Source organism: Dysosmobacter segnis, from assembly GCF_014297285.1.
Taxonomy (GTDB): Bacteria; Bacillota; Clostridia; order Oscillospirales; family Oscillospiraceae; genus Oscillibacter; species Oscillibacter segnis.
Window position 1 is genome coordinate 128,153 of sequence record NZ_JACOQI010000004.1, and the last position, 12,409, is coordinate 140,561.

Consider the following 12,409-nt stretch of genomic DNA (forward strand, 5'->3'; position numbering starts at 1 on the left):
AGCGCTTTTATCCCTATTTGATACAGAAAGGAAGCGGCTCTCATGATTAAATTTTCCTGTGAAAAAGTTTTCCTCCAAAACGCGATTGCCGTCACCAGCCGGGCCGTTGCCCAGAAGAGCTCCATTCCGGCGCTGGAAGGTCTGTTGATCCACGCGGACCAGCAGTTGACCATCTCCGGCTACAACATGCAGACCGGTATTCGCACCAACGTTTTCGCCAACGTTGTGGAAGGCGGCAACATCGTGCTGAACGCCCGGCTGTTTGGTGACATCATCCGCCGGATGCCCGATGATATGATCACCTTTACCGCTGATGAAAAAATGATGGTCCATGTCTCCTGCGGTGATGCGGATTTTGACATTCTGGGCTTGTCCGCTGCGGATTACCCGGATCTGCCGGAGGTTGAGGATGAATATGCCGTTTCCATGCAGCAGAAGGTGCTGCGGAGCATGATCGAGGAGGTGGCCTTTGCCGTCTCTACCAATGAAAGCCGCCCGGTCCATACCGGCGCGCTCTTTGAGATCGCGGATATGAGCCTCAGCATGGTGGCCGTGGACGGCTTCCGTCTGGCTTTCCGCCGGGAGAAGCTGGAAAAGCTGGAGGGCGGCGCGTTTTCCTTCGTCTGTCCCGGCTCCGCCCTCAGTGAGGTCAAGAGTATTTGCGGAGATACGGAGGATCTGGTGACGGTGACGCTGGGCAAGCGGCATATCCTATTTGAAATTGGTGATACTCAGCTGATCTGCCGCCGTTTGGAGGGTGAGTTCCTGGATTATAAGAACGCCATCCCCCGGAAGAATCCCATTCAGATCGTGGCAGAGACCAAGGCACTCATCGAGAGCATCGACCGCGTGTCCGTGGTAATCTCCGACAAGCTGAAAAGCCCGGTGCGCTGCCTGTTTGACCACGATAAGGTGATGCTGTCCGCCAAGACCGGCAACGGTGAGGCCAAGGACGTGTGCCGTGTCAGCGGCGACGGCGACAAGTTGGAGATCGGCTTCAATAACCGGTATCTGATGGAGGCGCTGCGGTATGCCCCGGCGGACAAGGTGAAGATCGAGCTGAACACAGGGGTCTCCCCTGCCATTATCGTCCCTGTGGAGGGCGAGGAGAACTTCCTTTATATGGTATTGCCTGTACGGCTGAAGAGCGCGGAGTAAGGAGGTTCAGAAATGAAAAGAATCATCTATTACGTATGGACGATTCTTGTACTTTTTTCTGTTGCTCTTGGTATTGTTGGCTGGGTCATGCAAAAGAATTACAATCCGGCAGGCGATACCATAGCGATCATCTCTGATGTGCTTATTTATGCTGCAGTTATTTTCTATATAGCATGGAAAATCATGGGAAAGAAGAAACCGTCATGAAAACAATGACCATTACAACGGAATACATCAAGCTTCAGGACCTTCTGAAGCTGGCCAACGCCGTGGAGACCGGGGGCGAGGCCAAGGAGTGCGTCCAGAGCGGCGAAGTACAGGTCAACGGCGAGGTGTGCACCATGCGGGGCAAGAAGATCCGCCCCGGAGACGTGGTAACCTTCCGGGGACAGGAATACGCAGCGGCCTATGCGGATTGACGGGTTAAGCCTGGATTTTTTCCGTAATTACGTTCATTTAGACGCTGCGTTTGACCCGAATATCAATGTGATCTACGGTGACAACGCCCAGGGAAAGACGAATCTGCTGGAGGCGGTGGCCTATCTCTCCGGCGTCAGCCATCGGGCCAGATATGACCGGGAGCTGATCCAATTCGGCGTGGATCACGCCTTTTTGAAGGGGCATGTGTTTGCACGGGAGAGGGATTTTCTGCTGGAGGCGGAGCTGCACCGGGGGGCGCGGCGGGTGCTGCGGTCTAACGGCGTCAAGCTGAAAAACGGCGGCGAGCTGTCTGGTATTTTTCAAAGTGTGCTGTTCTGCCCGGAGGACCTGTATCTGATCCGGGAAGGAGCCGCCGCCCGGCGGGGCTTTCTGGATGACTGCATCTGCCAGCTTCGGCCCCGGTACGCGCAAGCACTTGCGGAGTATAAGCGGCTTCACGAGCACAAGATCCGCATTTTGCGGGACAGCGAGGAAAAGCCCTCCCTGCTGGACGCACTGGATGAGTTTTCCATGAGCATGGCCAAGGCAGGAGCGCTGCTGATCCATTACCGGGCGCACTTTATCAAGCGGCTGTGTCAGGCGGCCCCGGCCATTCACGGAGATTTTTCCGGCGGCCGGGAACGGCTTACCTTACGTTATGAAACGGTATCTACGGTGACGGACCCGGAGGCGGGACCGCAGGTGATCTTCCAGCAGCTTTTACAGCATCAGGAGGAGCACCGGGCGGCGGAGATCGCCAGCCGGCAATGTCTGTCCGGCCCTCATAAGGATGACCTGCTGGTGGAGATCGACGAAAAGGCCGCAAAAAGCTACGCCTCACAGGGCCAGACCCGGACGGCGGCTCTCTCATTGAAGCTGGCGGCCCGGGAGATCTTTCAGCAGGACACCGGGGAGTATCCGGTGCTGCTGCTGGACGATGTGCTCTCGGAACTGGACCCCCGGCGGCAGGAATTTGTTCTCAACCGCATCCGGGGCGGGCAGGTGTTTATCACCTGCTGCGAGGACGACCGGCTGCCGCAGCTGTTGGGAGGAAGGATCTTCCATGTCAAAAATGGCACTGTGCGGTGATGAATACCGCGACGGAGCGCAGCGAACGGAGCCGCGCGTCAGCGCGTTTTGAAATACCGCGCCGTTACGCGGCGCATCACCTGCTGCGAGGACGACCGGCTGCCGCAACTGTTGGGGGGAAGAATCTTCCATGTCAAAAATGGCACTGTGCGGTGATGGATGCCGCACCGTTATAGGAAGCAGCATCTTTCATGTATAAAGAGGGCCGGATGGCCGGGGAAAGGGAGCGGTGCAATGGAGAACCGAAAAATAAAGGGAAAGAGCCTTGTCAGCATAGCGGCGTGGGCCGTCACGCTGGGTCTGTTCATTGCGTATCTCTTTCTGAAAAGAGAGTGGATGCTGTACACAATGGACTTTACCATTCTGCTTTGCTGCCTGCTTGGGATCTCAGATCCGGAGGAGGACAGAAGGAGCAAGAATGTATATTGGATCTTTCTCATTACCCGTGTGATAGATGTTGCGATACGGCTGATGTAAGGACGGGCTTTGTGCGCATTGACGCTGCTTTTGGAACGGAGGGATACCGTGTATTTGCATTTGGGACAAAATGAGATCGTGCCGGACCATCGGATCATCGGTATTTTTGATCTGGATAAATGCAGCTATGAAAAGCGCACCCGGGAGTATCTGACCCGGGCGGAAAAGGATGGCGTGGTGCTGGATGTGTCCGGCGACCTGCCGAAGTCCTTTGTGGTGTGCGACCACCCCTATCACCCGCAGATCGTGTATCTGAGCCAGTTGAATACCTCCACCCTGAAAAACCGGGCGGAGAGCGAAAAGCTGGTACTGTGAGACAAATGGGGCGGGCCGGAAACGGCTTGCCGTTGAATAGAAGTAAAAATTTCTTCGGGGCAAGAAGAACCGAGCCGGAAATGGCTCCGGCTTGATTCTTCTGGTCCCGCGATGAAAGGAGAACCTACATGGCAGAAAACGAGATCCTGCAATCCACGGCGGTGGATGCCGCCAATGATTACGACGCATCGGAAATCCAGGTTCTGGAAGGCTTGGAGGCTGTGCGGAAGCGGCCCGGTATGTATATCGGCTCCACCTCCTCCTCCGGCCTGCACCATCTGGTTTACGAGATCGTGGACAACGCCATCGACGAAGCGCTGGCGGGCTACTGCTCGGAAATTTCCGTGACCATCAACGAAGGCAACACCATCACCGTGGTGGATAACGGCCGCGGTATCCCCGTGGACATTCAGGCCCAGACGGGAAAACCCGCTCTGGAGGTGGTGTACACCGTGCTCCACGCCGGCGGCAAGTTCGGCGGCGGCGGCTACAAGGTGTCCGGCGGTCTGCATGGCGTAGGCGCATCCGTAGTGAACGCATTGTCTGAGTGGCTGGTGGTTCAGGTCCATCGTGACGGCAAGATCCACGAGATGAAGTTCGCCCGGGGCCATGTGACGGAGCCGATGACGATCGTGGGCACCACGGATCACACCGGTACCACCGTGACCTTCAAGCCGGATCCGGAGATGTTTGAGGAAACGGTTTACAGCTACGATATCCTCCATACCCGGATGCGGGAGGAGGCATTCCTGAATGCCGGCCTGCGGATCACCATTGCCGATGAGCGTTTGGCCTCCGCCGAGAAGCCGGAGGAGGAGCGCCGCCACTCCATGTGCTACGAGGGCGGTATCCGAGAGTTTGTGGCCTATCTGAACCGCACGAAAACACCGCTGCACGAGCAGGTGATCTACGTCAGCGGGCAGAAGGGCGACTCCATGGCGGAGATCGCCATGCAGTATAACGATGGCTACAACGAGACCACCCTCTCCTTCGCCAACAACGTTCATACCCCGGAGGGCGGTATGCACGAGGAAGGCTTCCGCCGGGCGCTGACCACCGTGCTGAATAACTACGGCCGGAAGATCAAGATGCTGAAGGACGATGAGAAGGTCTCCGGCGAGGACTGCCGGGAGGGCCTCACCTGCGTCATTTCCGTGAAGCTGACGGACGCACAGTTTGAGGGCCAGACCAAGGCCAAGCTGGGCAACAGCGAGATCCGGACGCTGGTGAACAACATCGTCTCTGAAAAGCTGGATACCTTCCTGGAGGAAAATCCCCAAGTGGGCCGGATGATCTTGGACAAGGCCCTCACAGCCAACCGGGCCAGAGAGGCAGCCAAGAAGGCCAGAGAGTCCATCCGCCGCAAGACGGCGCTGGGCGGCGCGGCCATGCCGGATAAGCTGCGGGACTGCAACGAGAACAACCCGGAGCTCACTGAGCTTTATATCGTCGAGGGTGACTCCGCAGGCGGCTCCGCTACCCAGGGCCGTGATTCCCGGTTTCAGGCAATCCTCCCCCTGTGGGGCAAGATGCTGAACGTGGAAAAGGCCCGGGCGGACAAGGTGTATGGCAACGATAAGCTCCAGCCGGTGATCACGGCGCTGGGCGCGGGCATCGGCGATGAATTTGACGCCGCCAAGCTGCGCTATCATAAGATCATCATCATGGCGGATGCCGATGTGGACGGCGCCCATATCCGGACGCTGCTGCTGACCTTCTTCTTCCGTTTCATGCGGCCCCTGATCGAGCAGGGCTATGTGTATTCCGCCGTGCCGCCGCTTTACAAGCTGACCCGCGGCAAGACCACACGGGTGGCCTTCTCCGATGAGGAGCGGGACGCGGTGTCCGCTGAGCTGCGTGGCGGCAATCCCAACACGAAGATCGACATTTCCCGGTTCAAGGGCCTGGGCGAGATGAACCCCCATGAGCTGTGGGAGACCACCATGGACCCGGAGAAGCGGACCCTGCGGCGGATCACTTTGGATGACGCCGTACAGGCGGACGAGACCTTCACGATTTTGATGGGCGAGAAGGTGGAACCCCGGAAGGAGTTCATTGAGAAGCGGGCCCAGTATGCGGTCAATCTGGATTATTGATCCCTCAAGGAGGAGAAAAAATGAGTAAAAAACCCCAATATGACCCCGAGGAGATCCGGTATCCGGAACAAAGAATCGTGGAATCTCCTCTGGTGCCGGAGATGGAACAATCCTATATCGAATATGCCATGAGCGTCATTGTGGGCCGTGCCCTGCCGGATGTGCGGGACGGCCTGAAGCCGGTGCACCGGCGCATTTTGTACGCCATGTACGAGGACAATCTAACCTCTGACAAGCCTTTTAAGAAGTCTGCTACCTGCGTGGGCGACGTGCTGGGCCGGTACCATCCCCACGGCGACGCCTCTGTTTACGACGCCCTGGTCCGCCTGGCCCAGGATTTCTCCATGCGCTACATGCTGGTGGACGGCCACGGCAACTTCGGCTCCGTGGATGGCGACCCCCCGGCAGCCTACCGTTACACCGAGGCCCGTCTGAGCAAGATCTCCGACGAAATGCTCCGGGACATCGAAAAGGATACTGTGGACTGGGACCCCAACTTCGACGAGAGCCGGAAGGAGCCCCGGGTCCTTCCCGCCCGATTCCCCAACCTGCTGGTCAACGGCTCCAGTGGCATCGCCGTGGGCATGGCCACCAACATCCCGCCCCACAACCTGCGGGAGGTCATCGGCGCCTGCATCTGCGTGCTGGATGATCCCAACGCCTCCCTGTCCGACTTGATGGAGCACATCAAGGGACCGGACTTCCCCACCAAGGGCATCATCATGGGCCGGTCCGGCATCCGGGCGGCCTATGCCACCGGCCGGGGCCGCATCGTGGTCCGGGCCCGGCATGAATTTGAGGAGTTCGGCCATGACCGCACCCGCATCGTTATCACCGAGCTTCCTTACCAGGTGAACAAGCGGATGCTCATCAAGAGCCTGGCGGATCAGGTGGAGGATAAGCGGCTGGAGGGCATTTCCGACATCCGGGACGAGTCCGACCGGAACGGTATGCGGATGGTCATTGAGCTGAAGCGGGATGCCAATCCTCAGGTGGTTCTGAACCGCCTGTTCAGCCAGTCACAGTTACAGACTACGTTTTCCATCAATATGCTGGCTCTGGTGGATAACCAGCACCAGCCCAAGATCCTGTCCCTGCGGCACATCATTGACGAATACCTGGCGTTCCAGGAGGAAATCATCATCCGCCGGACCCGCTACGATCTGAAAAAGGCTCAGGAGCGGGCGCATCTGCTGGAGGGTCTGCTGATCGCCCAGGACAACATCGATGAGGTCATCAAGATCATCCGCAGTGCCTATGATGACGCCAAACAGAAGCTGATGGAACGCTTCGGTCTGGACGATATTCAGGCACAGGCCATTCTGGATATGCGCTTGAAGGCGCTGCAGGGCCTGGACCGGGAGAAGCTGGAGGGCGAGTACAAGGAGCTGGAAGAGCGGATCGCTTACTTCAACCGGGTACTGTCCGACGAAAGTCTGGTGCGTCAGATCCTGAAGGAAGAACTCACCGCCATTGCCGAGAAGTTCGGCGATGACCGCAAGACCGAGATTCAGGACGTGGAGGACGAGATCGACATTGAGGACCTCATTGAGGAGGAGCAGTGCGTCTTTACTCTGACGGAGGCGGGCTACATCAAGCGGACTCCCGTCAGCGAGTATACCGCTCAGTCCAAGGGCGGCATGGGCAAGAAGGGCATCACCACCCGGGAAGAGGATACGGTGGTGGATGTGTTTACCGCTTCTACTCACGATCATATCCTGTTCTTTACCGATACCGGTAAAGTCTACCGGAAGAAGGGGTATCAGATCCCCGAATCCGGCAAGACCGCCAAGGGCACAAACCTCATCAACATTTTGCAGATCGAGCAGGGTGAGCGGGTGCAGGCCATGCTTCACTACCGGGAGACCGGCGAGGACCAGCTCTATTTGATGATGGTGACCCGGAACGGTACGGTGAAGCGTCTGCCGGTGGAGGCTCTGAAGAACCTCCGCAATAACGGCATCCGGGCGCTGACCATGGACGATGGCGACCAGCTGGTGTCCGTCCGGGAGACCGACGGCAGCCAGAAGATCCTCATTGCCACCCATGACGGCATGGCCGTGGTGTTCGACGAGAATGACGTCCGGCCAATGGGACGCTCCGCTATGGGCGTCCGGGGCATCCGTCTCCGGGAGGGCGACTATGTGGTAGGTGCTGCCCGGGCCAGAGAGGGCAAGAGCGTGCTGACCATTACGGAGAAGGGCTATGGCAAGCGGACGCCTGTGGAGGAGTACCGCATCACCAACCGGGGCGGTCTGGGCATCAAGAACTACCAGATCACCGATAAGACCGGCAAGATTGTGGGTGTCAAGGTGGTGGACGGCACCGAGGACCTGCTGCTGATGACCCAGTCCGGTATCCTGATCCGGACGCCGGTGGAGAACATCAAGGAGACCGCAAACCGGGCCACTCAGGGCGTGATCGTCATGCGCTTCAAGGAAGAGGGCGACCAGGTGATCTCCATGGCGCTGGCGGAGCATGAGGACACGGAGGACGTGTCCGCGGAAGCAGAGATTTCCACAGAGATCTCCGCAAATGAGGAAAATTCCACCACAGAGACCTAATTGAATCAAAAAAGCAAGGAATCGGCAGAAAACTGATTCCTTGCTTTTTTTGCACTTTTCGAGAGAAATCAAATTAGTTTCCTGTGAAAAAATACAGAATTATAGAAAAAATTCTGTGCGGAAAGTGAATTGATTTTTCCTGTGGCGGCTGTTATGTTAATAATAGAAATGGAAGCTTGGACTGCGGGAAAGGAGACACCATGAAATATTTCGTTATTCTGTTCGCCCTTGCGGCTTGGGGATCTTTGGGACTGATCATTGGAAAGGGCATTGCCGGGACTTGGAGAGAAGAGAGCAGCGCCGACAAGAAAGCCCGAATCTTGAATGATCCTGATATTCAGACCTGTACCCACGGTTTTGAGGAATGAAAAAAGCACCGAAAACTTGAAAATGCGATAAAAAGTCCGTCTGGAGTATTCCAGACGGACTTTTTTCAGTGAGGGGGCAAAACAGATCCCGGCAGGTATCCGCAGATCGATTGACAGAAATTTTCAAGAGTGCCAAAAGAGGACGGCTGAGGCGGCTGCAAGAGAAATTGGAGTTGTCTCAGTGCTTTTCAAGTATTTTCCTTATAAACGCGGAGAGCAGCATGGCCGCGGCCCCTAAAAGCAAGTAGATCAGCGCATAGAGAAGAAACGCCGGTTCACCCATATCGAAATGCAGCCATGTACCGGCTAAAAACAAGACCGCGGTGATCATCGGCAAGGCCCAGAAGCGTTTGACGTCTCTACTGGCCTGCACTCCGGCAAATATGGCATAAATAGGGTTCAGCGCAAAAAACAGAATGAAGCAAACCGCCATTCCGCCGTCGCCTTTTACGAAGGTGACCGCAAGCCAAGGAAAGACCAGCATGATCACGGCCGATGCAATGATCCACGGTATCATTTTTTTCATACCATCACACACCTTTGTCAAACGGTTAGTTACCTCTGCTTCCCTTTCAGTTTAACATGCCACGGAGGAAAGAACAAGCCTCCGGTCAATGACCGGAGGCTTGCGGTTATGCGACTGTTTGATGCCCTTGCGGGAGAATTACATCTCCTTGATCGCAGCCTGAGCGGCGGCCAGACGGGCGATGGGCACACGGAAGGGAGAGCAGGACACATAGTCCAGACCGGTGCGGTGGCAGAACTCCACGGAGGAGGGATCGCCGCCGTGCTCGCCGCAGATACCCAGATGCAGGTCGGGGTTCACGCCGCGGCCCAGCTTGCAGGCCATATCCACCAGCTTGCCGACACCCTTCTGATCCAGCTTGGCGAAGGGATCGTTCTCGTAGATCTTCTTATCATAGTAAGCGCCCAGGAACTTGCCGGCGTCGTCACGGCTGAAGCCGAAGGTCATCTGAGTCAGGTCGTTGGTTCCGAAGGAGAAGAAGGCAGCTTCCTTGGCGATCTCATCGGCAGTCAGAGCGGCGCGGGGGATCTCGATCATGGTACCAACCAGGTACTTCATGTCGGAACCGGCAGCCTTGATCAGCTCGTCAGCAGTCTTGACAACAATGTCCTTGACATACTTCAGCTCCTTGGCCTCGCCCACCAGGGGGATCATGATCTCGGGAACCATGGTCCACTCGGGATGATGGGCCTGAACGGCCAGAGCAGCCTTGATGACGGCGCGGGTCTGCATGGCGGCGATCTCCGGATAGGTGACAGCCAGACGGCAGCCGCGGTGACCCATCATGGGGTTGAACTCGTGGAGGCCGGCGATGATGTTCTTGATCTCGGCAACGGTCTTACCCATGTCGCTGGCCAGCTTCTCAATGTCGGCCTCCTCGGTGGGAACAAACTCGTGCAGAGGGGGATCCAGGAAACGGATGGTGACGGGGCAGCCCTCCATGGCCTCATAGATGCCCTCGAAGTCACTCTGCTGCATGGGCTCCAGAACGGCCAGAGCGGCTTCGCGCTCTTCCACAGTGTCGGAGCAGATCATGCGGCGGATAGCGGGGATACGGTCCTCGTTGAAGAACATGTGCTCGGTACGGCACAGGCCGATACCCTGCGCGCCGAACTTACGGGCCTGAGCGGCATCGTGGGGAGTGTCGGCATTGGTGCGGACCTTCAGACGGCGGAACTGGTCAGCCCAGCCCATGACACGGCCGAACTCGCCGCCGATGACAGCATCGGTGGTGGGCACAGCGCCGTCATAGATGTTGCCGGTGGAGCCGTTCAGGGAGATCCAGTCACCCTCGCGGTAAGTCTTGCCGGACAGCTCGAACTTCTTGTTCTCCTCGTCCATCTTGATGTCGCCGCAGCCGGAGACGCAGCACTTGCCCATGCCGCGGGCCACAACGGCAGCGTGAGAGGTCATACCGCCGCGGACGGTCAGGATGCCCTGAGCAGCCTTCATGCCCTCGATGTCCTCGGGAGAGGTCTCCAGACGGACCAGGACCACCTTCTCGCCGCGCTCAGCCCATTCCTTGGCGTCCTCAGCGGAGAAAACGATCTTACCGGAGGCAGCGCCGGGAGAGGCACCCAGAGCCTTGCCGATGATGGCGGCCTTCTTCAGGGCCTCAGCGTCAAACTGGGGATGCAGCAGGGTGTCCAGAGAGCGGGGCTCGATCATGGCCACGGCCTGCTTCTCGTCGATCATGCCCTCGTCCACCAGATCGCAGGCGATCTTCAGAGCGGCAGCGGGAGTGCGCTTGCCGTTACGGGTCTGGAGCATATAGAGCTTGCCGTGCTCCACGGTGAACTCCATGTCCTGCATATCGTGATAATGATCCTCCAGAGTCTTGCAGACGCCCTCAAACTGCTGGAAGGCCTCGGGGAACTTCTCAGCCATCTCAGCGATGGGCATGGGAGTACGGACGCCGGCGACGACGTCCTCGCCCTGGGCGTTGGTCAGGAACTCGCCGAAGAGCTTCTTCTCGCCGGTGGCGGGGTTACGGGTGAAAGCAACGCCGGTGCCGCAGTCATCACCCATGTTGCCGAAGGCCATGGACTGCACGTTGACGGCAGTACCCCAGGAATAGGGGATATCATTGTCACGGCGATAGACGTTGGCACGGGGGTTATCCCAGGAACGGAACACGGCCTTGATGGCGCCCATCAGCTGCTCCTTGGGGTCGGCGGGGAACTCCTGGCCAATCTTGGACTTGTATTCGGCCTTGAACTGCATGGCCAGTTCCTTCAGGTCCTCAGCGGTGAGATCCACGTCCTGCGTGACGCCCTTCTTCTCCTTCATCTCGTCGATGAGCTGCTCGAAGTACTTCTTGCCCACTTCCATGACCACGTCGGAGTACATCTGGATAAAGCGGCGATAGCAGTCCCAAGCCCAGCGGGGGTTGTTGGACTTCTTGGCGATGACATCAACAACGTCCTCGTTCAGGCCCAGGTTCAGGATGGTATCCATCATGCCGGGCATGGAGGCGCGGGCACCGGAACGGACGGAGACCAGCAGAGGATTCTCGTGGTCGCCGAACTTCTTGCCGGTGATGCTCTCCATCTTCTCGATGTATTCCATGATCTCGGCAAAGATGCCGTCATTGATCTTCTGGCCGTCCTCATAATACTGGGTGCAGGCCTCGGTGGTGATGGTGAAGCCCTGAGGCACGGGCAGACCGATGTTGGTCATTTCAGCCAGGTTGGCGCCCTTGCCGCCCAGAAGTTCACGCATGTTGGCGTTGCCTTCCGTGAACAGGTAACAATACTTCTTGCTCATAGAAACTCTCCTTCGATTTTTGCCCGGAACAGGCAGAATAGAACAACATGGAGCCGGTGGACGCCCAATGCGGAAAACCGGCGGCCTGCGGCTCCGGATATAACCATTTTGTATTATAGTAGATTGGGAAAGAAAATACAATCAATATATTTTACAAGATTTTCTTTTGAAATTAAACGTTTTCGATAAAGAAAAAGGCGGTTTTTCAAACGTATGCTGCTAAAGTGAGCGCAGAGGGCCGCTTTTAGATGAATCGTTTATGCGAAACGAAGGTATTCTGAGGAAGATCGAACGGCGGTCTGCGTACGCAGACCGCCATTAAGACTGTCGATAAAATGGTAAATTCTCCGCAACGGTAAGGTAGGGCAGCCGCCAGCGGCTCTGCCGCGCTGCGGATGCTGCATACCCCTTGCGAGTGAAGGGTGTGCGCGGGAAACCCAAGAGGGGATACACCGTTGGCTCAAGCCAAACAGCGGATACAAAGTATCCGCTGTTTGGGAGCCTTCCTCGAAACAGGCTTGCTTCATCCGCCACTGGCGGCGCTTCGCCTGTTTCCCTGTGCCATTGAAATTCTAAGCTTTCAGAACTTTTATAAAGTTCTGAAAACTTGCTCAGCGGGGCGAAAAGACT

General features: G+C 57.2%; 11 protein-coding genes. 9 read left to right on the top strand and 2 right to left on the bottom strand.

Annotated features, from left to right (window positions below; all coding sequences use genetic code 11):
• Positions 1-42 precede the first annotated feature (42 nt).
• The 9 genes from dnaN to H8Z83_RS06295 all read left to right on the top strand — a co-directional run bounded on the left by dnaN (position 43) and on the right by H8Z83_RS06295 (position 8,487).
• Complete coding sequence (gene dnaN, locus H8Z83_RS06255; RefSeq protein WP_207732006.1) at positions 43-1,158, top strand: DNA polymerase III subunit beta; 1,116 nt, start codon at positions 43-45, stop codon at positions 1,156-1,158.
• A gap of 12 nt (positions 1,159-1,170) precedes the next feature.
• Positions 1,171-1,365 (top strand): hypothetical protein, encoded by a 195-nt coding sequence (locus H8Z83_RS06260; RefSeq protein ID WP_187014275.1) that lies wholly within the window; start codon positions 1,171-1,173, stop codon positions 1,363-1,365.
• Positions 1,362-1,577: an RNA-binding S4 domain-containing protein gene (locus H8Z83_RS06265; RefSeq protein WP_187014276.1), complete on the top strand. Its 216-nt coding sequence runs from the start codon at positions 1,362-1,364 to the stop codon at positions 1,575-1,577. Before H8Z83_RS06260 ends, H8Z83_RS06265 begins: the two co-directional genes overlap by 4 nt.
• Positions 1,567-2,667, top strand: coding sequence for a DNA replication/repair protein RecF (gene recF / locus H8Z83_RS06270; RefSeq protein ID WP_187014277.1), 1,101 nt, complete (start codon positions 1,567-1,569; stop codon positions 2,665-2,667). Before H8Z83_RS06265 ends, recF begins: the two co-directional genes overlap by 11 nt.
• A gap of 234 nt (positions 2,668-2,901) precedes the next feature.
• Entirely contained in the window at positions 2,902-3,144 is a 243-nt protein-coding gene (locus H8Z83_RS06275) for a hypothetical protein (protein ID WP_187014278.1), read from the top strand.
• 48 nt (positions 3,145-3,192) lie between these two features.
• Positions 3,193-3,459: an extracellular matrix regulator RemB gene (gene remB / locus H8Z83_RS06280; protein ID WP_187014279.1), complete on the top strand. Its 267-nt coding sequence runs from the start codon at positions 3,193-3,195 to the stop codon at positions 3,457-3,459.
• A 128-nt stretch (positions 3,460-3,587) separates the two neighbouring features.
• A complete protein-coding gene (gyrB, locus tag H8Z83_RS06285; protein WP_187014280.1) occupies positions 3,588-5,555 on the top strand; it encodes a DNA topoisomerase (ATP-hydrolyzing) subunit B in 1,968 nt (655 codons plus the stop codon).
• 20 nt (positions 5,556-5,575) lie between these two features.
• Positions 5,576-8,119, top strand: coding sequence for a DNA gyrase subunit A (gene gyrA / locus H8Z83_RS06290; protein WP_187014281.1), 2,544 nt, complete (start codon positions 5,576-5,578; stop codon positions 8,117-8,119).
• Between the two features lie 200 nt (positions 8,120-8,319).
• The gene (locus tag H8Z83_RS06295) at positions 8,320-8,487 is read left to right on the top strand and encodes a hypothetical protein (protein ID WP_187014282.1); all 168 of its coding nucleotides are present in this window, start codon (positions 8,320-8,322) and stop codon (positions 8,485-8,487) included.
• Between the two features lie 178 nt (positions 8,488-8,665).
• On the opposite strand, the gene H8Z83_RS06300 is transcribed toward H8Z83_RS06295, so the two are convergent.
• Both H8Z83_RS06300 and ppdK read right to left on the bottom strand, forming a co-directional pair.
• Positions 8,666-9,013, bottom strand: a complete 348-nt coding sequence (locus H8Z83_RS06300; protein WP_187014283.1) for a DUF2651 family protein — start codon at positions 9,011-9,013, stop codon at positions 8,666-8,668.
• 138 nt (positions 9,014-9,151) lie between these two features.
• Positions 9,152-11,779, bottom strand: a complete 2,628-nt coding sequence (ppdK, locus tag H8Z83_RS06305; protein WP_187014284.1) for a pyruvate, phosphate dikinase — start codon at positions 11,777-11,779, stop codon at positions 9,152-9,154.
• Positions 11,780-12,409: the final 630 nt, after the last annotated feature.